This is a genomic window from Planctomycetota bacterium (assembly GCA_016872555.1).
In the GTDB taxonomy this organism is placed as follows: domain Bacteria; phylum Planctomycetota; class Planctomycetia; order Pirellulales; family UBA1268; genus F1-20-MAGs016.
The window spans coordinates 60,717-85,460 of the sequence record VGZO01000015.1 but is presented as its reverse complement, the minus strand read 5'-3'; the positions used below and the strand labels follow the sequence as shown (position 1 = coordinate 85,460).

Genomic DNA, 24,744 nt, shown 5'->3' with positions numbered 1-24,744 from the left:
CGAAGGTCTTCTTGGGCTTCAGGCGACAGCGAGCGAGCGTCTTTGTGTGCCATGCACTGATCATAGCGAGGCAAATCCCGCAAGTCAACTATTTAATGCCCGGAGTAGTAACTTTCGAGTTCCTGCTGCGAGAGCGGGGCGGTCATTCGAGCCAGCCTCCTTCCACCATCGCCTTCTCGAGCGCGGCCTCGGCTTCGCGGCAGCGGGCGAGCGCGGCCTTGAACGCGGCTATCGCCTCGGGGAGCGGTGGGATCTCGTCGGTGGACTTGGGGCTGACGTAGCGGGAGATGTTGAGCGTCCATTCTTCCTTGGCAATCTCCTCGACGCTCACCACGCGGGCGTGGTGCTCGACGTCGGCGAAATCCCGATACCACCGGTAGATCTCGCGGGCGTGCTCGGGCTCGAGGAAGTTCTGGGCGCGGCCCTTCCGGAAGAGTGTCTGGGCGTCGATGAAGAGCACCTTCCCCTTCCGGGCCTTGGGCTTCTTGAGCCGCATGACCACGATGCAGGCGGCAAGGCCGGCGCCGTAGAAGAGGTTGGGGGCGAGGCCGATGACCGCCTCGAAGAGGTCCTGCTCGAGCAGCTTCCGGCGGATCTCGCCCTCGCTCGCCTTGCGGAAGAGCGTGCCCTGCGGGAGCACGACGGCGAGCCGGCCGGCGGGGGCCGCCATGCTCTTCACCATGTGCTGCACCCAGGCGTAGTCGGCGTTCGACGACGGGGGCGTGCCGGCGAAGTTGCGGCCGAACGGGTCGCTCTCCCACTTCTCCTCGCCCCACTTCTCGAGCGAGAAGGGCGGATTCGCGATCACGCAGTCGAACGTCGCGAGCCCGCCGGTGGCGTCGGTGAACACGGGGTTGCGGAGCGTGTCCTCCCGCTGAACCTCGAAATCCTCGAGGCCGTGCAGGAGGAGGTTCATGCGGGCGACGGCGGAGGTGGTGACGTTCTTCTCCTGGCCGTAGAGCCGGCCGAAGAAGGTCCGCGGGTCGCCGCCGGCCTGGCGGACGTGCTCAACGGCGGCGAGCAGCATGCCCCCGGTGCCGCAGGCGGGGTCGTAGACCGTCTCGCCGGGCTTCGGGTCGAGGATCGCGGCCATGAGCCGCACGACCGCCCGCGGGGTATAGAACTCGCCCGCCTTCTTGTTGGTGATCTCGGCGAACCGCTTGATGAGCACCTCGTAGGCGTCGCCGAGGATGTCGCTCGTGACGGCTGTGTTGGTGAGCGTGATGGAGGAGAAGTGCTCGATCAGGTCCTTCAGCAGCGCGTCGGGGATCTGTTCCTTGTTCGTCCAGGTGGCGTCGCCGAACACGCCGTAGAGGTGCTTGTCGTTGGCCTTCTCCACGCCGCGGAGGGCGGACTGGAGGGCGGCGCCGACGTTGGTGGCGCGGCTGCGGACGTCCTGCCAGTGGCACGCCTCGGGCACCTGAAACCGGTGCGCCTCGGGAAAATCCTCGAACTCGCTGTCGCCGTAGAGCTCGCGGGCGGCTGCGGTCTCCTCGTCCCAGACGTCGCAGATCCGCTTGAAGAAGAGGAGCGGCAGGATGTAGCTCATCCAGTCGGTGCGGCCGAGCGGGCTGCCACGGAGGATGTTGGCGGCTTCCCAGAGGTGGGACTCGAGGGCGTTGAGCGTGAGCGTGGCGCCCGCGGGGGATTCCGGTGGCGCCTTGTGAGCGGCGTCGTCGAAGGGCAATTCCTTGGTCGCGCTGGATCTGCGATTGGCCGCTCGCTTCGGTGATCTCGGTTTTCCTTGTGCCACGATCACGGCCCTTGCGAGATCTGCGGAGCTTCCGCCGACGGGCGCTCCCGATGGGCCGCGCCGGCCCGGACGAACGCAGACCCATTGAACCAAACCAGGTGGACAAACGAGGGCCGACTTCTGCGGAGCAAGTATTTCCCCCGGAAAAAGGGGTTGGGAAGGCCAGCCACACCTTCAGATCTCGGCGTATTCGCGGCGCGCGCGTCATCCCGGCCGCCGAGGCGGTGCGCACGCTCGTGAGCGACCTTCTTCGCGCCACGCCCGCCTTGAGGTCGGCAGTCGTTACCCGTTTGGGGATGCGAATCGAGTGCATCTCGCGCCTTCGCCCCTCTGTGCGCAGGTTGCACGAAAAAATGAACACGCGTACACTTACAGCGAAAGCGTTTGCACGCCTTGATCGTCCCGATGCCGCTACCCGCCTTAACCGCCAACGGCGACCTGCCTCCCGGCGTCCACGCGGCGACGCTTGCGGAGATCCTCGCGCGGTTCGGGAGCGGAACACCCGAACGGGTCGCGACCGGCCGGCGGCTGGCGGCAATCCATCGGCTGGCTCTGTCCACGGAAAAAGTTCGGCGGTTCGTCGTGTTCGGGTCGTTTGTCACCAACAAGCCGGCCCCGGACGACGTGGACCTGTTTCTCGTGATGGAAGACGATTTCGCCGTGGCGGGGGTCGCGGGGGAGGCGACGGCTGTGTTCGACCATACCCTGGCAGCCGAGCATTTCGGGGCCAGCATTTTCTGGGTGCGGGCGCTAGCCGCCCTTGGTGGTGAGCAGGCCGCGGTAGAGTATTGGCAGGTGACTCGCGGCGGCGGACAGCGCGGGATCGTGGAAATCGTGGAGCCTTCCGCATGAACACCGGCGACAGCCCGATCACGACCGACGCCGAGCTGGAAGCGACGCTCGACCGCATCCGTCACTTCGTGAGCCAGCTCGTGCGGCTCCGGCAGGTAGAGACCGATCCGGAGGCCTACCGGCTCTCGGCGTCGGGGTTTCTCGCCGAGGTCGATCGGATGCAGGCGGCAGTCCGGGAATACCTCAGCGGGCCGGCCGATCGGCTGGCAGCGTCGGCGTAGTCCACAGGCGGCGGGATCGGCGATCGCTCACCTCCTCCGCGACGAGCCCGTCGAGCATCGCGCTGACGTCATCCATCTCCCGCCAGGAGGCCGCGCCGTCGGCCTTCCACTGTGCCCACGCCTCGGCGAGTGACTCGGGCTCGGCCGCGACTCCGCTGGTCGCAGCGGCGGTCGTCGGCCGGGCGACGTCGAGCGGGATCGACAGGCTCCAGTCCTGCTTCTCGATATTCGGCAGGGGCCGCCCAGCCGCCTGCCCTGGCTGCGAACGGTATGATTGCAACATGGGACGAACACCGCTTGCGAACCATCGCCCGCGATCCAGTGCCTGCATGAGGCGCTCGAAGGAGTTCGAGCAGCAGCGGATCGAACGGCTTTCGGTCGAGGAGCGCATCCGACTCGCACTCAGCTTGAAGGCGCGCTTCGCCGCTCTCCTGCAACATGCTCGATCGGACCAACGCGATGGCACATCAGCCTGACCTCCTCGAGGCAGCGGAGCAGATCGCCGCGGCACTCGCGGAGCAGGGCATCGGAGCGATCGTCATCGGCGCTGCCGCTCTTGCCGCCCATCGGTACGTCCGGCACACCGAAGACATCGATCTGGGCGTGAACATCGCGATCCGCGCGTGTTCCTCGACCGCAGCCACGCTCCGCACGATGGGCTTTGACGTGGAGCTTCGGGAACCCGACGGAGAGGATCCGCTCGGTGGCGTGATCGACGTCAGCGGGCCGTTCGGGCTGGTTCAGATCGTCAACTTCGGCGAGCGTTTTCCCGGAGTGATCGAGAGCGGACTCGCCGATGCGACGCTGCAGATGCGGGAGGGCGGAAACCTCCGGATCATTCCCTTGGAGCACCTGGTCGCGCTGAAGTTGTATGCGGGCGGGATGAAGTCCAAGGCCGATATCGTGGAGCTCCTGCGTCGGAATCCCGCCGCCGACCGTGATCGTATCCGGGGGTTGTGCCGGCGCTATCGGCTGAGGGGTTTGGAGCCGCTGATCCGCGAGGCGGATGGTCCCTGAGCGATCCCGGCGGAACCACAATCCGGATCGCAGCGGTATCCTGCCCCGCGCGGCACGATGTCCTGACGATCCGTTCGCCCGATTTGCCCTCCCTTTCGGCCCCATGCCCGCTCCTCCCGTCGCCCTCACGATCGCCGGCTCCGACCCCTCCGGCGGGGCCGGCCTTCAGGCCGACCTGAAGACGTTTCACCGGCACGGCGCCTACGGCATGAGCGTGGTCACGCTCGTCACCGTTCAGAACACGCGGAGCGTGTCGGCCGTCGAGATCCTCGCGCCCGCCCTCGTCGTCGCCCAGCTCGACGCCGTCCTCACCGATATCCCCCCGGCCGCCGCCAAGACCGGCGCCCTCGGCAGCGCCGTCGTGATCGCCGCCGTCGCGGCGCGCCTCCGCGGGACGGCGTTTCCGCTCGTCGTCGATCCGGTGATGGTCAGCAAGCACGGCGCGGCGTTGATCACCGACGACGCGGTGCGCACGCTCGTGGGCGACCTCCTTCCACGCGCCACGCTCGTCACGCCGAATCTCGCCGAGGCCGAGCGGCTCGCCGGGTTTCCCGTCGCCGACGTCGCGGAGATGCAGCGCGCCGCGCGGGCGATCGCCGCCCTCGGCCCCCCCCACGTACTCGTCAAAGGTGGCCACCTCGACGGCGCGGCGGTCGATCTGCTCTGGTCGGAGGGGCGCGTGACGACTTTTTCTTCACCCCGGATCGACACCCGCCACACCCACGGCACGGGTTGCACCCTCTCCGCCGCGATCACGGCGCGGCTGGCCGCAGGCGAGCCTGTCGCCGCGGCGGTGGCCGGTGCCTGCCGGTTCATCCGTGCGGCGATCGCCAGTGCCCCCGGCCTCGGCGGCGGCTGCGGCCCCGTCGATCACTTCGCCGATCCGGGCTGACGCCCCCTCTGGCCAGCGTAGGATTCATTCGTGCCCCTCGGCCGTGCGCTCGACTTCCCCGCTCACGCCGGCGCGGCACGCCAGCGGCCGCCGCGCACCACCGCGCGGCCGTGGAACAGGTAGCCGAGGCCCCCGGCGGCAAGCGCGATCGCCGCCACCGCGGCGCTCCCCGGCAGCGCTGCGGCGGGAATCGTCCGGTCCACCACGCGCAGCGCCATCCACATCGTCGCCACGCCGATCGCACCGGCTGCCACGCCGTCGACGAGCGCCCGGCCGAACCAGCCCGCGGCGTCGGCGAGCCCCGGCGCCACCCGGCCGGCACGGCGCTCGCGGACGGCGTTCCACCAGCCGAAGACCGTCGTGATCGCGCAGAGGAAGAACGCCATCGGCACGAGCATCGACTCCATCGAGCCAGGGCCGGCGAGCGCGACGCGCGGCGCGGCGCCGTAGAACCACCAGGCGATCGCGCCGTTGAGGAGGAGATTGACGATGAAGTCGATCCGGGCGGCCACGTGCCAGGCAAACTGGTCGGCCGACGACAGTACGGGGAGAGGGGGCACGGGCATCAGGTCGTTCCTCCGGCAGGGGAACGAGTCTACGCCGCCCCGGCGGGCCCCCCGTGCGCTCCCTTCCCGGCGGTATACTTCCCGGCCGCTTCACGCCCGGAGCCGCCGATGAACGGGGGGCGGGAAGCGTCTCGGGGAGTCGCTTCATGCGTCGGCAATCGGGTCTGTCGGTGGTGCTCGCGGCCGGTGTCAGCGTGCTTCTGGCCGCCGCACCGGCGTCGGCCGCGCGGCTCGAACTGGCCGAGGGGAGCCATGTGTGCATCATCGGCGGCGGCGTCGCCGACGCGATGCAGCACACGGGCTGGCTCGAGACCCTGCTCCACAGCCGCTTCCCCAAGCACCGGCTCGTGATCCGTAACCTCGCCTACGACGGCGACGAGATCGATCCGGCGAAGCGGATGCGGAGTGCCGACTTCGGCACCCCCGACCAGTGGCTCGCCGGCTCGGCGCCGATCCCCAATCCCGGGGCGCTGGCCACGAAGGACTTCGTCCGCGAGAACCGGTTCGAGCTGGTCGGCACCCGGGCCGACGCGATCCTCGCCTTCTTCGGGTCCAACGAGGCCCACGCCGGCCCGGCGGGGCTGGAGGCGTTTCGCGGCCAGGTGCAGGCCTTCATCCGCCACACCCTCGCCCAGCACTACAACGGCGTTGCCCCGCCGAAGCTCGTGATGGTCTCGCCGATCGCCCACGAGGACATCGGCCGGGCCCACTGGCCCGACGGCAAAGCCCACGACGTCAACCTCGCCCTCTACACCAAGGCGCTTGCCGAGGAGTGTGACAAGGCGGGCGTGGTGTTCGTCGATCTGTTCACGCCGTCGCGCGAGGCGTATGCCAAGTCGGCCGAGAACCTCACCAGCGACGGCATCCACCCCAACGAGAGCGGCGACCGGGAGATCTCACGGATCCTCGACGAGGCGCTGTTCGGCGCGCCGCCGGTGCGTACGCCGGAGTCCCTCGCGCGCCTCCGCGCGGCGGTGGTCGACAAGAACTTCTATTGGTTCAACCGCTACCGCGTCACCGACGGCTACTCCACCTACGGCGGCCGGGCCTGGCTGAAATTCGTCGACAGCCAGACCAACTACGAGGTCGGCCAGCGCGAGCTCGAATACCTCGACGTCAAAACCGCCAACCGCGACCGGCGGATCTGGGCGACGTGCGCCACGCTCGCCGACCCGACGGCGAAGCTTCCCGCCGTCGAGGATGTCGGCCTGCCGGAGCTTGTCCCGGTGAAGACCAACAAGCCCGGGGCGCTCGAGGGGGGCAAACACGAGTTTCTCTCCGGGCAGGAGGCGATCGCGAAGATGACCGTCCACTCGGGGATGAAGGTCGAGCTCGTCGCCGACGAGGCGATGTTCCCCGAGCTGATCAACCCGGTGCAGATGGCCTTCGACACGAAGGGTCGGCTGTGGGTCGCCGCCTGGCCCACCTACCCGCACTGGCGCCCCGACGAGCCGATGAACGACAAGCTCCTGATCCTCGAGGACACCAATGGCGACGGGCGCACCGACCGGATCAAGACGTTCGCCGGCGATCTCCACAACCCGACGGGCTTCGAGTTCTGGGGCAAGGGGGTGATCGTCGCCCAGGGGCCCGACATCCTGTACCTCGAAGACACCGACGGCGACGACGACTACGACGTCAAGCAGCGGATCATCGGCGGCCTCGACACCGCCGACACCCACCACACCGCCAACAGCTTCTGCTTCGACCCCTCGGGGGCTGTTTACTTCCAGGAGGGCACGTTCCACCACACCCAGAGCGAGACGCCGTGGGGCCCGCCCGTGCGCTGTGCCAACGGCGCCGTCTACCGCTACGAGCCGCGGACCGGCAAGTTCGGCCTGTACACCTCCTATTCGTTCGCCAACCCCCACGGCCACGCCTTCGACCACTGGGGCGACGACATCGTCGTCGACGGCACCGGTGCCGTCCCCTACTGGGGGTCGGTGTTCTCGACGCGGCTGGAGGGGCTCGACAAGCACGCGGGTGCGCCGAGCGTCTACCAGCAGCGCACGCGCCCCTGCCCGGGGATCGAGTTCCTCTCGAGCGCCCACTTCCCCGCCGAGCTCCAGGGCAATCTCCTCGTCGGCAACGTGATCGGCTTCCAGGGGATCCTCCGCTACACGCTGGCCGCCGGCGCCGGGAGCTTCCCCGAGGCGACCGAGGCCGAGCCGATCGTGTCGTCGAGCGACCCCAACTTCCGCCCGGCCGACCTCGAGGTCGGCCCCGACGGGGCGATCTACTTCACCGACTGGCAAAACCCGATCATCGGCCACATGCAGCACAACCTCCGCGACCCGAGCCGCGACCGGATCCACGGCCGCGTCTACCGGGTGGTGATGGCGGGGAAGCCGACGGCCACGCCGGTGCCGATCGCCGGCAGGAGCGTGAAGGAACTGGTCACGCTGCTCGCCGATCCGATCGACCGCGTCCGTTACCGCGCCAAGCTCGAGCTCGCCGGCCGCCCCGAGGCGGAGGTCGTGCCCGCGGTGAAGGCCTGGCTCGCGGGCCTCGACGCGGCGGCGCCCGAGTTCGAGCACCGGCGCCTCGAGGCGCTGTGGACGCTGCGGCACTTCGATCAGGTCGACGTGCCACTGCTCGAGGCGGTCCTCGGCTCGCAGGATCCCCGGGCCCGTGCGGCGGCACTGCGCGTCCTGGCGGCGGTCGCCGACCGGGTGCCGAACGCCCTCGACATGGTGCGCCGCGCCGCGGCCGACTCCAGCCCGCGCGTCCGCCTCGAGGCGGTGCGCACCGCCACCTACCTCCGCCAGCCCGAGGCGGTCGAGGCGCTGGCGATCGCCGGTGAGTTCCCCTCCGACCGGCAGATGGACTACGTGAAGAAGGAGGCGGCGCGCGTCCTCGAGCCGGAGCTCCGCCGGGCGCGCGAGTCCAAGCAGCCGCTGGCGCTAGCCACCGACGCCGGCCGGCGCTGGCTGTACCGCAACCTGTCCACCGACGAGTTGATCCACGAACCGCGGAGTCCCGCCCTGTACCGGGAATTGCTCCTCCGCCCCGGCCTCGACGAGCGCCTCCGCACCGAGGCGGTCGAGGCGCTGGCCAAGGCCGACGGCACGAGCGTCGTCCGCGTCGCGGCCGCGGCGCTCGACAGCCTCGACCGCCAGGACGGCGAGGTTGATTCGCCGACGGTCTTCGACCTGATCCGCGTGCTCCTGGCGCGCCCGGCCGGCGAGCTGGCCGAACTGCGCGGCGACCTCGAGCGCCTGGCGACGCAGGCCCGGCGGCCGGTGCTGCGGCGGATCGGGTACGTCGGCCTGATGACGATCGACGCCCGTGCCGCCGGCGACGCCGACCCCAGCGCCAAGGCGTGGGGGCTGGCCGCAGCCGATCCGCGCCGCCAGGTCGACCTCGTCGAGGCCCTGCCGCTGGTCGCCGATCCGGCGGTCCGCTCGGCGCTCTACGAGCGGATCCTGCCGCTGGTCGACGCCGGCGGCAGCGACGGCGTCCCGGGGACTGTCGGCCGCTACGTGCGGATCGAGCTGCCGGGCAAGCAGCGCACGCTGACGCTCGCCGAGGTGGAGGTGTTTGCCGGTGGCGACAACGTCGCCCGCCGCGGCACCGCGTCGCAGAAAAACACCTCCAACGGCGGCGACGCCGCCCGCGCCATCGACGGCAACTCCCACCCCGCCTGGGAGAAGGGGGGCCAGACGCACTCCCAGGAGGGGACCGAGAACCCGTGGTGGGAGGTCGACCTCGGCGCCGACCGGCGGATCGAGCGGATCGTGATCCACAACCGCGAGGGGTCCCTCGGCGAGCGGCTCAAGAACTTCACGCTCCGGGTCCTCGACGCCCAGCGCGGCGACGCGTTCGTGGTCGAGAAGCAGCCGGCGCCGGCGCCGGCCGCCGAGCTCCAGCTTGCCAGCGACTCGGCGCGGACCGCGGCGGCGATCCGCCGCGCCGCCTTCGCGGCGGTCGCCGGCGTCCGCGGCAAGGAGGCCGAGGCCTTCCGGCGCGTCGCCCGCTACGTCAAGGCCGACGGCGACCGCGACGCGGCGATCCGTGCGCTGTCGACGATCCCGCTGTCGGCGTGGCCCGCCGACGGCGCGGGGGATCTGGTGGGGGCGCTGGTCGACTGGCTGCGCACGCGCTCCGCCGAGGAGCGCTCGAGCGACTCGGGCCTCGCCGCCTGGCAGTTCGCCGAGCGGCTGTCGACGCTCCTGCCGCCGGCCGAGGGGAAGGCGCGCCGCGCCGAATTGGCCGCCCTCGGCGTCCGCGTGGTCCGGATCGGCACGGTCTACGAGCGGATGGCCTATGACGTCGAGACGATCGCCGTCCAGGCCGGACGGCCGGTGCTGTTCGTGCTGGCCAACGCCGACGTGATGCCGCACAACTTCGTCGTCACCCGCCCGGGGACGATGCAGGAGGTGGGGGAGCTGGCCGAGGCGCAGGCCCAGGACCCGGCGTTCGCCAAGCGGCAGTTCGTGCCCGAGCACCCGGCCGTCCTCGCCGCCAGCACGCTGATGCAGCCGCAGGCGACGCAGCGGCTCGCGTTCGAGGTGCCCTCCGCGCCGGGCGTCTATCCCTACGTCTGCACCTACCCGGGCCACTGGCGGCGGATGTTCGGCGCGCTGTATGTCGTCGACGACCTCGAGGGGTATCTCGCCGACCCGGCCGGGTACCTTGCCGCTCACCCGCTCGAGATCAAGGACGCCCTGCTCAAGGACCGCCGCCCGCGCACCGAATGGACGCTCGCCGACCTCGAAGGGAGCGTGGCGGGGCTGCAGAAGGGGCGGAGCTTCGTCCATGGCCGCGAGCTGTTCCGCACCGCCAGCTGCGTCTCCTGCCACAAGCTCGGCGACGCCGGCAACGCCTTCGGGCCCGAGCTGGCCAAGCTCGACGCCCAGATGACGCCGCTCGAGATCACACGCCACATCCTCGAGCCGTCGCTGCGGATCGAGGAGAAATACCGCAGCGTCACCGTCCAGACCGACGACGGCCGCACGGTCACCGGCCTGGTGGTGGCGGAGACGCCGACCGAGCTGGCGATCGTCGAGAACCCGGTCGCCCGGGCCGAGCCGGTGAGGATCCCGAAGGCGTCGATCGAGGCGCGGAAGGCTTCGCCGGTGTCGATCATGCCCAAGGGGCTGCTCGACAAGCTGTCGCGCGACGAGGTCCTCGACCTGGTCGCCTACGTCGCGGCGCGCGGCGAGGAGTCGAGCGCCCTGTTCTCCCCGGCCGGCTGCCCCCACCACGACAAGTGACCGCCACCGCCACCGCGGTCCGGAGCCCCCATGAACGACACCGGCCAGGAGGAGAAACAGTTCGGCAAGGTGCGGCCGCTGGACGCCGCCGAGCGGCGCGTCCTCGGCGTCCTCGTCGAGAAGGCGAAGACGACCCCCGACCAATACCCGCTGTCGCTGTTAACGCTGGTCTCCGGCTGCAACCAGAAGAGCAACCGCGAGCCGGTGATGAACCTCGACGAGGAGGCGGTCGGCCGCGCCCTCGGGAGCCTGCGCACGATCGGTGCCGCCGCCGAGCTGTTCGGCAGCGGCCGTGTGCCGCGCTACCGCCACCACCTCCGGGACTGGCTCGGCGTCGAGGGACCGCAGGCGGCGATCCTCGCCGAGCTGCTCCTCCGCGGTGAGCAGAGCGAGGGGGATCTCCGCGGCCGCGCCAGCCGGATGGAGCCGATCGCCGACCTGACGATCCTCCGCAACCACCTCGATGCCCTGGCGGCGCGCGGCCTGGTGGTGTGGCTCTCCCCGCCCGGCCGGGGACGGATGCTGACCCACGGCCTGCTGCCGCCGGAGAAGCTCGAGAAGGTCAAGGCGCAGCTCGGACTGGCGATGGCGGCCGCCGCCGCCGCGGGCCCGCCCGACGACGACGATCGCGCCCCACCCCCCGCGCCGCGCGCCGCGATCCCCACTCCCGCGCCGCAGCCGGGGCGCGTCGAGCAGCTCACCGAGCGCGTCGCCCATCTCGAAGCGACCGTCGCCGATCTGACGGCGCGGCTGGCGGCGGTGGAGAAGCTGCTCGAGTGAAGCGTCGGGGCCGGACGACGGCCCGTGGAGTCTCGGCCATGCCTCGCGCGCCGTCGCATCGCCGGTCCGGTGCCACGGCCCTCGCCGTCGGGCTCGTCGTCGCGGCGGGCTCGGCGCCAGGAAGCGCCGAGCCGGAGGCGTTCTTCGAGAGCCGGATCCGGCCGCTGCTCGAGCGCGTGTGCGTCGAATGCCACGCCGGCGCCGACGCCGCCGCCGGCCTCCGCCTCACCGACCGGGCCGGCTGGGAGGATTCCGGCGCGATCGTGCCCGGTAATCCGGCCGCCAGCCGGCTGCTCGCGAGAGTCCGCAGCACCGACCCACTCGAGCGCATGCCCCCGCCCGATGCCGGGGCGCCCTTGTCGCCCGCCGAGATCGGCGACGTCGAGCGCTGGATCGCGGCCGGGGCCGTCGACCCGCGCGCGGCGGGCGGGGATCCGCCTGGCGGCCCGGCGCTGCGGCCGCGGCCGTTCGTGATCACGGCCGCCGACGAGGACTGGTGGGCGTTCCAACCGATCGAAGCCCAGGTGCTCAAGGGTTCCGAAGCGGCGCTGCCGGCGGAGGAGAAGATCGATCGGCTCGTGGCCCGGGGGCTGGAGCGGGTGCCGGGGCTGGCCCCGAGCCCGCCGGCGACGCCCCGTGAACTGGTCCGTCGGGCGACGTTCGATCTCCACGGCCTGCCGCCGACGCCGGAGGCGGTGGCGGCGTTCACCGCCGATCCGTCTCTCGCCGCCTGGCGCCGGCTCGTCGACGACCTCCTCGCCTCGCGCCGCCACGGCGAGCGCTGGGGGCGCTACTGGCTCGACTGGGTGCGCTACGCCGAGACCAACGGCTACGAGCGCGACTCCGACAAGCCCGACGCCTGGCGCTACCGCGACTACGTGATCGACGCCTTCGCCACCGACCTCCCCTACGACCGATTCGTCGTCGAGCAACTCGCCGGCGACGAATGGGCCGACGAGGCGGCGCTCCCCGCCGACGACGCGCGCCGCGACCGGGCGCTGGTCGCCACCGGGTTCCTCCGCCTCCACCAGTGGGACGACGAGCCGGCCAGCGCCCTCCAGGCCGACTTCGACGACGCCGACGACGTCCTCGGCACGATCGGCAGCGCATTCCTCGGCCTCACGATCTCCTGCGCCCGCTGCCACGACCACAAATACGACCCGCTGGCGCAGCGCGACTACTACGCACTCCTCGCCTCCCTCCGCGGCATCGAGCCGTACGGCAAGCCCCACACCGGGGGCGGGTCGCGCGGCCGTGGGCGGATCCAGCGGCCGCTCGGCACGGCCGGCGGCGCCCTCGCCCTGGCCGTCGTCGAGCTCCCCGAGCCGCCGGAGACGTTCGTCCTCCACCGCGGCGACGCCGGCTCCCCGCGGGAGCGCGTCGAGCCGGGCGTGCCGGCGATCCTCGCCGGGCGCTGGGCAGCGCCGCCGATCAGGCCGATCGGCACCTCGTCGGGGCGGCGGCTGGCGCTGGCGAGGTGGATCACGAGCCCCGCGCACCCGCTCACCGCACGCGTGATCGCCAACCGCGTCTGGCAGCGCCACTTCGGCAGCGGCATCGTCGCCACGCCCGACGACTTCGGGCACACCGGCGCTCCTCCGGTGAACCAGCCGCTGCTCGACTTCCTCGCCGGCGAGCTGGTCGCCTCGGGATGGTCGCTCCACCACCTCCACCGGATCATCATGGCCAGCCGCACCTACCGGATGACGTCGCGGGCGACGATTCCGGCCGCACAGGCCGCCGATCCCGACGCCCGTCATTTCTGGCGGCAGTCGCTCCGCCGCCTCGACGCCGAGGCGATCCGTGATTCGTTTCTCGCCATCGCCGGACATCTGGGGACGAAGTCCTCCGGTCCGGGCGTCTACCCGCCGCTTCCCGACGACATCCGCGCGGCAGCCAACCAGGCGAGCTTCCGGTGGCCCGACAGCCCGCCCGCGGACCACGACTGCCGCAGCGTCTACCTCGGCGTGCGCCGCGCCGTCCGGCTGCCGCTCCTCGAGGTCCTCGACGCCCCGGCCGGGTCGGCGCCGCTGACGATCCGCCCGACGACGACGACCGCACCGCAGGCGCTGCTGTTCCTCGACGATCCCTGGGTCCATGCCCAGGCGACCCGGCTCCGCGACCGCGTTGTCCACGAGGCGGGGGCCGACGAGGGGGCGCGACTGGGGCGTCTGTGGAGCCTCGTCTCCCAGCGCTCCCCCACGGCCGAAGAAGCTGCCGCCGCGCGCGAGTTCCTCGCCACGCGGCGCGCCGACGGCGGCGACGATGCCGCGTGGGCGGCGCTGTGCCACGCGCTGCTCGGCTCGAGCGAGGCGATCTACGTCGACTGACGGAGCCGTCCATGGACCCCCACCAACACCTCCCCGAGTCGCGGCGCCACTTCTGCACGACGGCCGGCGCCGGCTTCGGGTCGCTGGCGCTGGCGGCGCTCCTCGACGGCGACGGGGCGGCGGGGCGGCGGCTCCTCGCGGCCGAGGCACCCGCCGCCGACCCGCTGGCAGCGCGCGCGCCGCCGCGCGAGCCCCGGGCGAAGGCGGTGATCTTCCTGTTCATGTTCGGCGGCCCGTCGCAGATCGACCTGTTCGACTTCAAGCCCGAGCTGGCGGCACGCGACGGGCAGACGGTGGACAACGAGTTCCGCATCGGCGCCACGACCAAGGCCGTGCTCCAGGCCAGCCGCCGCGCCTTCGCGCGCCACGGCGAGTCGGGGCTGTGGTGCTCCGACGCCCTCCCCCACCTCGCCCGCCACGTCGACACACTGGCCGTCGTCCGCTCGCTGTACACCGATTCGTTCGCCCACGGCAGCGCCCTCCTCCAGGCCAACTGCGGCCGGATCCTCCAGGGCCACCCCTCGGTCGGCTCGTGGGTGACCTACGGCCTCGGCACGGAGAACGCCGACCTCCCCGGCTATGTCGTGATGCTCGACCCACGCGGCGGCCCGACCGGCGGCGCCCCCAACTGGGCGGCCGGCTACATGCCCGCCGCCTACCAGGGCACGCTCATCCGCCCGACCGGCGCGGCGATCGGCAATCTCGCGCCACCGCCGGGGATTTCCCGCCAGGCGCAGCGCGACGGCATCGACCTGATCAACCGGCTCAACGCCGCCCACGCCGCCGGCCGCGAGCACGCCTCCGAGCTGGCGGCGCGGATCCGCAGCTACGAGCTCGCCTTCGCGATGCAGCTCGCCGCCCCCGAGGCCCTCGACCTGGCGGGCGAGTCGGCCGAGACACTCGCCCTCTACGGTGTCGACGAACCGAAGCCCGACTGGCATCCGCTGGCGCTGGGCCCGGCGACGTTCGGCCGGCAGTGCCTGCTGGCGCGCCGCCTCGTGGAACGCGGCGTGCGCTTCGTGCAGATCTACTCCGGCGGCGGCCCGGCGGGCGGCCAGAACACCTGGGACGGCCACCACGGCATCGAGGAGAACCTCCGCCTCCACTGCCCGGAGGTCGACCGGCCGATCGCCGCCCTGCTCACCGACCTGGCGCGGCGCGGCCTCCTCGACTCGACGCTCGTCGTCTGGGGCGGGGAGTTCGGGAGGATGCCGGTGACCGAGACGTTCAACACCGGCGGCAAGCCGGGGGGCCGCGACCACAACCCACGCGGATTCACCTACTTTCTCGCCGGCGGCGGCGTGAAGGGGGGCACGGCCTACGGGGCCACCGACGACTTCGGCGAGAGGGCGGTCGAGGACCCGCGCCACCTCCGCGACCTCCACGCCACGATCCTCCACCTCCTCGGCCTCGACCACCGCCGCCTCACCTACTTCCACGGCGGCCTGGCGGAGAAGCTCACCGGCGTCCTCCCCGCCCAGCCGATCGGCGCGGTGATCGCGTAGCAGACCGTGGAAAAAATCACCGGCCGCCGGATGCGGCCGACGGCGACCCGGGAAACCCTCGGCGTTTCCCGCGGTCGCTCGAGTGGACACTGGCCTCAGAGGGCTTTGTCCACGGACAGTGAGCGGACCCGGGTGTCCACGGCCGGCGCGGTGCCGGGGCGGGGGAAGCGCGGCGCGCCGGCGGCGTCAGTCGCCGGTCCAGCGGCATTCGTAGACGGTGTCGGGCTCCGGCTTGACGATCGACCAGCCGATGAGCGTGCCATAGGGATGGTCGATCGTGTACCGCGCCACGAGCGGCTCGGCATCGGCCTCGCGTCCGCGCGGATGGTGCAGCAGGCGGTAGGTGCGGTAGGGGTGGTCCTCGGGAAACAGCATCCACATCGTGAGGATGTCGCAGGGGTGGTCGACGGTGAACGGCATCCGCCCCGGCAGCATCCGCGCGCAGCGCCACCTCGATTGCCACCGGCACGCCGCGCGGCGCGCCGGACAGGTCGCAGGTCAACTCGTAGCGCGTCACGGGCCGGCCGTCGACCTCCTCGACCCCGCGCCGCGCCGTGATCGGCGGCTGCCCGGCCGGCTGCCGGTATTCGATCTCGTCGAGGGCATTGGTCGAGCGGAGGCGGATCACGGGATGGGCGGCCCCCTCCGCCACGCGCACCGTGAGCCGGTCGCGGATCTGCACGGTGCCGAGCCCGTCGCGCGCCCCGACTCCCACCCAGGCGCGGCGGAGGTCGACGACTCCGCTGCGCGCGAGGATCTCAACGCCGTCGACCGCGTTGGGTCGGAGCGTCTCGGCCGGCGTGATCGCGATCGGCCTCCAGCCGTCGAGCGGGTCGTTCTCGACCAGGTCGAGGACGAGGCGGATGTCCGGATCCCCCTTGGCGATCGAGTCGATCACGCCGGTCAGCATCCGGGCCCGGTGATTGAGGTGCCAGAACCGCAGCGGGAGGACGACGAAAGCCACCAGGCCGAGGGCGAGGAACACCCAGCTCGGCCAATCCCCCGGGGCGAACAGCGCCGACACCGTCCGCCGCCGTCCCGAGCGGCGCAGGTCGGCGGCGATCCGCGCCACCGGATTGGTCGCCGCCTGCCGCGCCGTGCCGGCAGCCGGGCTGCCGTCGGCGGGCGCGCCGCGCAGCGCCGCCGCTCCCGGCTGTGGCAGCCACACCGGCCCCTCGTGGACCGGCCCCGTGGCGGGATCGGCGAGCCGGCGGTGGACGCTCCGCGCCACCTCGTAGCCGTGCCCCACCAGGGCGTTGATCTCCAGATCGGTGAACCGGTCGAGGTCGGTGCGGATCGAGCCGACCTCCGCCTGGACGACGCGCGGGAGGGCGTGGGGATCCTCGTCGCCGCCGACGACGCGCGTGATCGGGATGAAGTGGAAGCCGTCGCGCTCGCCGAAGTTCTCGCGCTCCAGTTGCCAGACACGGTCCCAGAGGATGTCGGTGGCGCGGATCGACTGGGCGATGAACCCGAGCGATGCGTCGTCGAGGATCTGGAACGGCTTGCCGGCATCGCTCACCAGCACGATCGCCGGCGTCCCGGCACGGGCGTCCTTCAGCCAGCGGATCGCGCGGATCCCGAGGTTGTCGTAAACCCCGCCATCGGTGAACGACTCGGTGGAAAACTGGCCGTCGCGGGCGCCGATGTCGGCGGCGGTGATCTCCACCGGTGGGAAGAAACCGGGAAACGCGCTCGACGCCCCGACTACCTTGGCGATCGGTGCCGTCCAGCCGGGCACGTGGCGGAACGTGCCGGCATGGTCGGGATCGCGGCTCTGGACGTGGAGCCCGTCGCGGTTGAAGACGGCGAGCACACCGTCGCTGACGTTGGTGGCGAGGATGTGGACCGCAGGGCTGGCGGGCAGCTCGAACAGGCGCCGGTCGCCGTAGAGGAAGTTGCGGTAGTAGCGCTCGAGGAGGGCGTTGGGCGCCAGCCGGCCGGCGGGCAGACCGGTGAGCCGGGCGGCGAGCCGGAAGGGAAACAGCAGCGGTAGGCGGCGGACGATCCGGTTGCGGACGTCGAACTGGACGAAGCGGATCACTTCGGCCGCCGCGGCGGCGAAGTCCTCGTCGGAGCCGCAGTAGCGCGACCAGTTGAGGGCCAGGTGGGCGGCGAGGATGCTGCCGCCGGAGACGGCGGCGATGTCGCCGACCGACCGGAGGATCCCGGCATCGCGGAGGTAGCGGACGACGCCGAGGTGGTGGAGCGTCGCCCGGAAACCGCCCCCGGAAAGCGCCAGTGCGATCGTGTTCATCGGGAGGGTGCCGGGGGGGCGACGGCCCCGCGCCGTCCGCCAGGAGAGCCTAGTTCACCGGCGCGGCCGCTGCCCCGTCGCGGCGGTAGAACGGAAGATGACGGTCGTGCCGCCGCGGACCGGCCCGCGTGGGGGTCGCCGCCGGCCGAGGCGGCAGTGCCGTCCCCACTTCCGCGCCCTTCCCAGCAAGGCTCGCCCGTGCGCGCCACCACGACGTTCGCCGATCTGTCCGCCGACCGCCCCTCGCTCCTGATGCGCTTCCTCGCGGCGATCGGGCCGGGCACGGTGCTCTGCAAGACCAGCAGCCTCGACATCCGCCATGACGGCACGAGCCTGGCGCTGCTCCGCGCCCGGCTGCCGCACTACGCCTTCCTCCCCGTCCCCAACGCCCATTACGTCCGCCGGGACGTCGCCGCGATTCGCCGGGCCCACGAGATGGTCGTCGACCGGCCGCTTTCCGACACCGACACCGACACCGACACCGATGCCGATGCCGCCACGGACGCCGATGCCGCCGCGATCCGGTTTCTCCGGGCCCAAGGGCTCGACCCGGGGGGCGTGCTCCGCGAATGGATCGCCCAGCTCGACCTCGGCGACTACGGCACGCCGCAGTTCGCCGCACGGCTCCGGCGCATCTACCAAGTGCCCCAGACCGGTCCGCTGATCGTCGTCGGGGCGCCTGAGGACTACCTCGGGTATCCGCCGCTCGACCACCCGACGGAGCCGGACCCCCACGACACGGAGCTCCGCGCGTTGCTGATTGAGAGCGGCTACGCGCGCCGCTTCCAGTCGATCAACGCCTTCAAGCGCGCCGCCAGCGCCGGGATCGAGGAGCTGCGCCCCGTGCGGCGCCACCACCCGATCACGCCGGTGGACTCGCGGCCGTTCGTCGACATCGGGCTGATCCACCTCGGCCGCACGGCGGCCGGGAGGACCGTGATGGTCGTGTCGGGAAGTTCGCACCCGTTCGGCACGCTCGGCGGGGTGCGGATCTGCTGCGACCACGCGCGCAACCGGCTCCAGCAGCTCGTCGCCGAGTTCGCCGACGGGAAGCGGCACGAGGTCGCCCTGCTGTACCGCGTCCGCCCGCAGGTCGACGGCACGGACGAGCCGCCGCTCTCGGCGACGGCCCCGATCGACGTCGACTTCGTCGTCACCGATGACGTCGCCGTGCCGTCCGAGCTGACGATCCGCGAGGCCGAGGTCCGGTTCACCCCGCTGCTCCCGTCGGCTCCGCCGGGGCGCCTCGGGACCGGACTGCTCGCCGACCACCTCACCCGCCGGGGGAGCGTGTCGGTCGTGGTCAAGTCGTATCCGGTCGACCGCCGCGACGATGCGACGGCCAAGGATCTCCTTGAGGCGGCGCTCCCCGGCCTCCACGAGGTGCCGGTGCCGGAAAACGTCCCCCATCGCCGCGCCGCGGCCGACGACGCATCGCTCGCCGCCTCGATCGCCGACGTCCTCGCCCTCGGGGCTTCCCCGGGCAGCGTCGTCGCCACGCTCGCCGGGCTCGACGGCGAGTGGTGGCAGCGCGTCGCCCACTGGCAGCGCGTGCTCGCCGCGCGGCACGGCGGATCGGCGGCGTTCAAGGCGCTGGTCGACGAGGGAGCGCGGCTCCCGGCGAGCGGGCCTCTGCTGATCCTCGGCAATCCGCGGGCGTTCCTCGGTGCCGACGCGGTCGACGGGGCCACCGCCGACGCCCGGCCGCAACTGGCCACCCTCCTCGGGGCGATCGGGTTCCCCAACCGGTACGAACTTGCCGGCCTCGAGGGCGACCAGTCGCTGGTGACCGACCACAAGCTCCTGCGGCACGTGGCGGTGCCGAGTGCGGACGAAGTCGACCGCGACACCGACGTCGGGATCGTCTACCTCACGCGCGGCCCCGAAGACCGCGATATCCTCGTGATCGCCGGCAACCACTGGCTGGGAACGCTCGCCGGGGTCCAGCTGCTGTTCGCCGAGCAGCGGCCGGGCATCGACCGGCTGGTCCAGGCGTACGTGGACGGACGGCGTCGGTCCGTCGAGATCGGCTACCGCTGCCGCCGTGTCGAGCAGCGCGACGCCCCCGAGGGCTCGCGCTTCCCGATGGTCCATCCGTCGGTCGACCTCGAGGTCGAGCTCCTCGACAAGGCAGATCTCGACGAGCCGTTCACCCGGAGCTGCAAGGCCGACGAGCACTTCGGCGGCCTGTGGCGGGCGCTCGATACCCGCGAAGGCAGCACGGCGGTAGTCGGCGGCGACTCGGAGATCGAGTTGCGGGTGTCGGGCCCCGTTGGCCGGCCGCTGCTGTCGATCACCTGCCGATCGTGCGTCCATCTCCCGCCCGGCGGCGACCGCCAGGGACAGTTGATCTTCCGCAGCAAACCGACGGTCTCGATCCACGACGAATTCATCGACCGCGTCCGCCAGGCGTGGCGGTCGTACCGTCACGACGTCGCCACGGGCACGTACCGCTGCTACTGCTTTCTCGTCGTCGGTCCACCGGGGAGTGGCAAGGAGAGCATGGGGGCGATCGTGCAACGGACGCTCGGCGGCGAGACGCCACTCGTGCCGGCCAACGTCGCCGGGCTGCCCGAATCGCTGATGCTGTCGGCGCTGTTCGGCCACGACAAGGGATCGTTCACGGGGGCGAGCGCCGACCGGAAGGGGTTGTTCGAGACGGTCGGCGACGGCGGTGTCCTCGTGCTCGACGAATTCGCCGCCGGTTCGGCGGTCCTCCAGGAGCAATTCCAGCCGGCGTTGCTGCGGTTCCTCCAGTTCGGCACCGGGCAGGCCATCGGGGCGGTGGAGCCGTTCCGCAGCCGCCTGTTCCTTCTCGCCAGCACCAACGAGGCCGAAACCCTCGACGGAATCGGGCCGCTGGTGCGCGAACGCCGGGTCCGTGCCGATCTCATCGACCGGTTCGGCCACCGCTGCGAGCTTCCGCCGCTCCGCGCCCGGCCGCTGGAGATCCTGCCGACGTTCCTGTGGATGTTCGACCGGGCACGCCGTGGGCCGGCGGCCGCGGATCAGCGCGGGCTCGGCATGGCTTTCGAGCAGCGGGCCCTGGAACGCCTCCTCCACCATCCCTGGCCCGGCAATTTCCGCCAGCTCGAGCAGGTCGCCGAGCGACTGGCACACGAACTCGACCGCGCGGGCGATGCGACGATCCGCGATGCGGCGCTGGCGCGGGCGCTGGGGATCGGCGCCGACGAACCCGTCCCCGGCGGCGCCCCGCCGCTCGTCGCGGTCCACGTCACCTGGACGGCGGTGGAGGTTCCGACCGTGCCGTCTCCGGTACGCCACCGGTCGGCCACCGGACCGGTCCCGCGCCCACGGATCGAATGGCCGCTCGAGGACACGGTGGCGATCCGGGAGCTGACGGCGATCCCCGACGCGCGCGAACTGTGCCGGCGGCTGGTGGTGCTGGGAAGCGATCCGGACGGAGGCCATGCGATTCGCAAGCCCGCGGCGACGATGCTCGCGCAGTCGACCGCCGCCCAGACCGAAAGGCTCGTCCGGAGCCTCGATGGCGAGCGGGTCGCGGCCGACGAGGCCGAGCGGCTCGCCGTCGCGGTGCTCGACGGCATCGTGCGCTTCGGCCGGGACAGTGTCCGCTCATACCGGTTCTCGGCGCCGTTCGTTGCCAAGTGGCTGCTGGTCGCGTTGGCGGCGGAGGACGGCGCCAAGGAGAAGCGGCGTGTCGATCCGGGCAAGGTGAAGAGGCTGCGCTTCCCGCTCGCCGACGTCTCCTGGGAACCGCTGTGGAGGCATCTCGAGAAACACACCCTCCCGGGCTCGATCGACGCTCAGGCGGGCCGCGTGCTGCGCGAGATGGCGATCCTGCTGCTCACCGGCGTCGACATCCGCAGCGACGAGTCACTGCGGCAGATCGCGGCCGCCTGCAAGTTTGAGTTGCCGCGTACGCGCCGGCTGTGACGGGAAGGGCGGAAGCGGCGCGAGGAATCCGGACAACTGACCTGGTTGTCCGGAGCGTTTCCGGCTGACTCCCTGGCCCCCGATGACGCCATCGAGCGTTTTTTGAGGTGTTTTCGTTTTTTCTGTCATCGGCACGGTTGGCACGCCCTCTGCTTATCCACTCATCCGCCCGCCGGTTTCCCTCCCGCCACCTCCCGCGTGCCAGGTGCCCCTTGCTCGACTCCGGATCCAATCACGACCACTCTCCCGACGAAGAACCGCCGCGTCCCGACCGCGGTCGGCCGAACGATCCCAACCGCTGGCGGCGACCCGACCGGCACGGCAAGCGCGACGAACTCGCGTTCTGGGAGGGCATTCTTTTCCCCACGCCGGGATTCCTCACCACGCCAGGGGTCACGTTCCTCGGTGACGGTCCCTACGGCAACGGCGTGCCGGCCGGCAGTGCCGACCTGGCGCGCCGCGAGGCGGCGGCCGATGCCGCTCCCGAAGACCACGTCCGCCTGCTGCCCTCGTTCGCCATCGCCCACGACCCGAAGCCCGGGGTCGTCGGCTCGCTCGGGCTGCCGCTCCCGCTCGGTCGCCAGTCGCCGAACCTGCTGGTGATCGGACGCTCGGGATCGGGGAAGACCGAGTCGGTGACCTTCCCGTCGGTCGTCCACGCTCTCGAGCAACGCTGGGCGGTGGTCGTGATCAACGTCAAGGGGCAGAAACAGACTCGCGTCATCCGCCGCCTCGCCCATGCCTTCGGCCGCGGCGACGAGTTCATGCTCGTCGCCCCGCGGTCCCCCGACCGCTCCCTCGGCTACAACCCGCTGGCCACCTGCACCGACATCGTGCGGGCCAAGCGGCTGGCGGAGTTCCTCGTGTCGGCGGCCGGGGGCCCGTCGCGCCACGACGGCGGGGTGTGGGCCTACAACCAGGCCGCGGACTTCCTCAAATTCGCGATCGAGGCGATGGGCCGTGATCTCCCGGCGAAGGCCTGCACGCTCCCCTACCTCCGTGACGTGATCGTCGGCGGGTTCTACGAGGACTTCGCCCGGATGCACAGGCGGTCGCCGTTCCTGCGCGGCTTCGCCCGGCACGTGGAGCGCAACAGCAACGGCGAGACCGTTGCCAACACGGTGGCCGAGTCGACTGCCTTCGTCGACGAGCTCGCGCCGTTCCTCGGCACCCACGAGGTCGATTTCGGGGCCTTCGCCCGCAATGGCGGGGTCCTCGTCGTCGAGATCGACGGGCAGGACATCGTCCACCTCCGGGTCGTGATCGCCCTGCTCCTCGGCGACCTCCTCCATGCCCTCCAGGAGACGGCGCGGAGCAGCCCCTCGAGCTGCCTCCCCCACAAGACGCTCGTGGCGATCGACGAGCTGGCCGCGGCCGGGCCGTTGCCCGATCTCCCCAACCTCCTCCACACCTGCCGCGATATGCGGCTCTCCTTCGTGGCCGGCACGCAGTCGCTGGCGCAGCTGCCGGCGATCTACGGCCGCGATGGTGACACCGTCGCCTCGGGCTTCCAGACGAAGATCGCCCTCGGCGGTGGCCTCGACATGGTGACGGCCGAGTTGATCTCCCGCGCCACGGGGATCGCGACCTGTATCGCGCCGACGGCGATCGGCCCGGACGACGACGGCGGTCTGGCGGTCCTCGGCGGCTGGCAGACGTTCGCCCGCCCGGTGTTCCTCCCCGGCGAGATCGCCAATCCCCGCCCCCATCCGCTCCTCGGCCCGGCCGCGACGGTGGTCTCGGGCGACGGGGCGACGCCGGCCTTCCAGGTGCACCTCGCGCCGGCGTACGGACACGGCGCCCTCGCGCGGCTCGCCAAGGAGGCCGCCGCCGAACCGCCGGGGGCGGACCGCCGCCCCAAACCACTCAAGCCGCCGCGCCGCCGCTTCCGCCCCGGCGACGGCCCACTGACCTCCGACGGCGATTCGTTTCCTGACGACGACGGGAAGCCGTCGGGCACCGACGGCATCCCGTTCTGACACCGCAGCGCGGGGCGGCGCTGCCCCTACGCGACGGCGCCGCCCCGCGCCGGGCCGACGAGGGCTCCGAGCGCGGGGCCGGCGGCCATCGTCGTGATCACGCACATCAGCACGCAGGCCACGAACAGCCGCAGGTCGATCAGGCCGGCGTCGAAGGCCGCCGCCGCCATCACGATCCCGAGGATCCCTCGGGCGTTGAGGCCGCAGCCCACCGCCAGCGCCTGGCGGTGATCCATGCCGGCGATCCGGCCACCGGTGTAGACGCCGGTGATCTTGCCGAGGAACGCGACCGCGGTGATCAGCCCGACCAACCAGGGGTCGAAACCGGCCAGAAAATCGGCGCTGATCGCCATCGACACGAAGAACACCGGCGTGAACGCGGCGTAGGCGAATTCACCGATGACGGCGAACGGCTCCGGGAACCGCGCCGCCGTCCCGGCCAGCGCGATCCCCATCACGAACGCGCCGAGGAACGAATGCAGCCCGAGGTGCTCCGAGCCGGCCGCGCCGACCAGGGCCAGCGCCAGCACCAGCGAAATCGCACCACTGGGGTAGGGAAGGTGCTGCCGCGCCCAGGAAAACAGCCCCGGGATGACGAACCGGCCCGCCAGGGCGATGCCGACGAGGAACAGCGCCGCCGCGCCGAGGACCGCCAGGCCCGATCCCGATCCACCGCCGGCGGCGCGCGGGGCGAACTCGGCGAGGATCACCGCGAACAATCCCCAGCCGACGAGGTCGTCGACGAGCGTCGCCGACATGATCGTCCGCCCGATGTCGCTCCTGAACAGCCCCATGTCCATCAGGATCCGGGCGATCACCGGGTTGGCGGAGAGCGACAGCAGCGACCCCATGAACAGCGCCGTCGCGAACCGGTCCTTGGCGGTGACGCCGATCACGTCGGGGAACAGGTAGCACATCGCGAACCCGAGCAGCAGCGGCACGAACGTGCCGACGCTCCCCACCAGCAGCGAGCGCCGCCCGCTGCGCCGCAACTCGGCGACACTGATGTCGAGGCCGATGGTGACGATGAAGAACAGCATCCCGACCCGCGCCACGGCGCCGCGCGCCGATGCCACCGGCCCCGACGGCGGGAACAGCCACGCGAACACCTCCGGCGCCACCCGCCCGAGCACCGTCGGGCCGAGGAGCAGGCCGCCGGCGATCTCGCCGACGACCGCCGGGATGCCGAGCCGGCGCGCCGCCGCGCCGAGGACCAGGGCCGTGGCCAGCATCGCCGCCAAATGAAGCGAGAGGGTCGTCCAGTCGGTCTGCGTCATCGCCGCGCCGAAGGAAGGGCGGAAAAAAATGTCGCTACGATACTTGTCGAGACGACCATTCGCAACGCAAACGCCCACCCCGCATGGTCGGGGGGAAATGCCGATGGTCGGTCGCAGCCGTCAGGGCGCCGCCGGGGACACGCCATCGGTTTCCCCGTGGCGCCGTCGGCCGCACCAGTGG

Annotated in this window: 15 protein-coding genes; 10 read left to right on the top strand and 5 right to left on the bottom strand. The window is 71.7% G+C overall.

Annotated elements, in window-relative coordinates:
* Positions 1–142: 142 nt before the first annotated feature.
* Positions 143–1,687: an SAM-dependent DNA methyltransferase gene (locus FJ309_07310; GenBank protein MBM3954406.1), complete on the bottom strand. Its 1,545-nt coding sequence runs from the start codon at positions 1,685–1,687 to the stop codon at positions 143–145.
* Between the two features lie 471 nt (positions 1,688–2,158).
* On the opposite strand from FJ309_07310, the gene FJ309_07305 reads away from it, so the two are divergent.
* Together FJ309_07305 and FJ309_07300 are read left to right on the top strand one after the other, a co-directional pair.
* Entirely contained in the window at positions 2,159–2,605 is a 447-nt protein-coding gene (locus tag FJ309_07305) for a hypothetical protein (GenBank protein MBM3954405.1), read from the top strand.
* Positions 2,602–2,826: a hypothetical protein gene (locus FJ309_07300; GenBank protein MBM3954404.1), complete on the top strand. Its 225-nt coding sequence runs from the start codon at positions 2,602–2,604 to the stop codon at positions 2,824–2,826. Before FJ309_07305 ends, FJ309_07300 begins: the two co-directional genes overlap by 4 nt.
* On the opposite strand, the gene FJ309_07295 is transcribed toward FJ309_07300, so the two are convergent.
* Positions 2,789–3,217: a hypothetical protein gene (locus FJ309_07295; protein MBM3954403.1), complete on the bottom strand. Its 429-nt coding sequence runs from the start codon at positions 3,215–3,217 to the stop codon at positions 2,789–2,791. The two genes, FJ309_07300 and FJ309_07295, sit on opposite strands and share 38 nt — an antisense overlap.
* Positions 3,218–3,285: 68 nt before the next feature.
* Here FJ309_07295 and FJ309_07290 point away from each other — a divergent pair, with 68 nt between their 5' ends.
* Positions 3,286–3,843, top strand: a complete 558-nt coding sequence (locus tag FJ309_07290) for a hypothetical protein (GenBank protein MBM3954402.1) — start codon at positions 3,286–3,288, stop codon at positions 3,841–3,843.
* 103 nt (positions 3,844–3,946) lie between these two features.
* Entirely contained in the window at positions 3,947–4,735 is a 789-nt protein-coding gene (gene thiD / locus FJ309_07285; GenBank protein MBM3954401.1) for a bifunctional hydroxymethylpyrimidine kinase/phosphomethylpyrimidine kinase, read from the top strand.
* Between the two features lie 62 nt (positions 4,736–4,797).
* On the opposite strand, the gene FJ309_07280 is transcribed toward thiD, so the two are convergent.
* Positions 4,798–5,301 (bottom strand): hypothetical protein, encoded by a 504-nt coding sequence (locus FJ309_07280; protein MBM3954400.1) that lies wholly within the window; start codon positions 5,299–5,301, stop codon positions 4,798–4,800.
* Between the two features lie 146 nt (positions 5,302–5,447).
* Here FJ309_07280 and FJ309_07275 point away from each other — a divergent pair, with 146 nt between their 5' ends.
* The 4 genes from FJ309_07275 to FJ309_07260 are packed head-to-tail and all read left to right on the top strand — an operon-like array spanning position 5,448 to position 15,132.
* Positions 5,448–10,517, top strand: a complete 5,070-nt coding sequence (locus tag FJ309_07275; GenBank protein MBM3954399.1) for a c-type cytochrome — start codon at positions 5,448–5,450, stop codon at positions 10,515–10,517.
* Between the two features lie 30 nt (positions 10,518–10,547).
* Positions 10,548–11,297 (top strand): DUF480 domain-containing protein, encoded by a 750-nt coding sequence (locus FJ309_07270; protein MBM3954398.1) that lies wholly within the window; start codon positions 10,548–10,550, stop codon positions 11,295–11,297.
* 38 nt (positions 11,298–11,335) lie between these two features.
* A complete protein-coding gene (locus FJ309_07265; GenBank protein MBM3954397.1) occupies positions 11,336–13,627 on the top strand; it encodes a DUF1553 domain-containing protein in 2,292 nt (763 codons plus the stop codon).
* Between the two features lie 11 nt (positions 13,628–13,638).
* Positions 13,639–15,132, top strand: coding sequence for a DUF1501 domain-containing protein (locus tag FJ309_07260; GenBank protein MBM3954396.1), 1,494 nt, complete (start codon positions 13,639–13,641; stop codon positions 15,130–15,132).
* Positions 15,133–15,148: 16 nt separating this feature from the next.
* Here FJ309_07260 and FJ309_07255 read toward each other — a convergent pair whose 3' ends face one another.
* Positions 15,149–17,389, bottom strand: a complete 2,241-nt coding sequence (locus tag FJ309_07255) for a patatin-like phospholipase family protein (protein ID MBM3954395.1) — start codon at positions 17,387–17,389, stop codon at positions 15,149–15,151.
* A gap of 198 nt (positions 17,390–17,587) precedes the next feature.
* Here FJ309_07255 and FJ309_07250 point away from each other — a divergent pair, with 198 nt between their 5' ends.
* Positions 17,588–21,307 carry a hypothetical protein gene (locus tag FJ309_07250; protein ID MBM3954394.1) on the top strand — a complete coding sequence of 1,240 codons (3,720 nt, stop codon included), beginning with the start codon at positions 17,588–17,590 and terminating at the stop codon, positions 21,305–21,307.
* A gap of 107 nt (positions 21,308–21,414) precedes the next feature.
* The gene (locus tag FJ309_07245) at positions 21,415–23,286 is read left to right on the top strand and encodes a hypothetical protein (protein MBM3954393.1); all 1,872 of its coding nucleotides are present in this window, start codon (positions 21,415–21,417) and stop codon (positions 23,284–23,286) included.
* A 26-nt stretch (positions 23,287–23,312) separates the two neighbouring features.
* Here FJ309_07245 and FJ309_07240 read toward each other — a convergent pair whose 3' ends face one another.
* Positions 23,313–24,563, bottom strand: coding sequence for a cation:proton antiporter (locus FJ309_07240; protein ID MBM3954392.1), 1,251 nt, complete (start codon positions 24,561–24,563; stop codon positions 23,313–23,315).
* Positions 24,564–24,744: the final 181 nt, after the last annotated feature.

Bases quoted from the DNA above. Each gene is read 5' to 3' on its own strand.
- thiD (MBM3954401.1), top strand. From the start codon at position 3,947: ATGCCCGCTCCTCCCGTCGCCCTCACGATCGCCGGCTCCGACCCCTCC.
- FJ309_07290 (MBM3954402.1), top strand. From the start codon at position 3,286: ATGGCACATCAGCCTGACCTCCTCGAGGCAGCGGAGCAGATCGCCGCG.
- FJ309_07275 (MBM3954399.1), top strand. From the start codon at position 5,448: ATGCGTCGGCAATCGGGTCTGTCGGTGGTGCTCGCGGCCGGTGTCAGC.
- FJ309_07280 (MBM3954400.1), bottom strand. From the start codon at position 5,301: ATGCCCGTGCCCCCTCTCCCCGTACTGTCGTCGGCCGACCAGTTTGCC.
- FJ309_07260 (MBM3954396.1), top strand. From the start codon at position 13,639: ATGGACCCCCACCAACACCTCCCCGAGTCGCGGCGCCACTTCTGCACG.
- FJ309_07305 (MBM3954405.1), top strand. From the start codon at position 2,159: ATGCCGCTACCCGCCTTAACCGCCAACGGCGACCTGCCTCCCGGCGTC.
- FJ309_07265 (MBM3954397.1), top strand. From the start codon at position 11,336: ATGCCTCGCGCGCCGTCGCATCGCCGGTCCGGTGCCACGGCCCTCGCC.
- FJ309_07255 (MBM3954395.1), bottom strand. From the start codon at position 17,389: ATGAACACGATCGCACTGGCGCTTTCCGGGGGCGGTTTCCGGGCGACG.
- FJ309_07270 (MBM3954398.1), top strand. From the start codon at position 10,548: ATGAACGACACCGGCCAGGAGGAGAAACAGTTCGGCAAGGTGCGGCCG.
- FJ309_07295 (MBM3954403.1), bottom strand. From the start codon at position 3,217: ATGCGCTCCTCGACCGAAAGCCGTTCGATCCGCTGCTGCTCGAACTCC.
- FJ309_07240 (MBM3954392.1), bottom strand. From the start codon at position 24,563: ATGACGCAGACCGACTGGACGACCCTCTCGCTTCATTTGGCGGCGATG.
- FJ309_07300 (MBM3954404.1), top strand. From the start codon at position 2,602: ATGAACACCGGCGACAGCCCGATCACGACCGACGCCGAGCTGGAAGCG.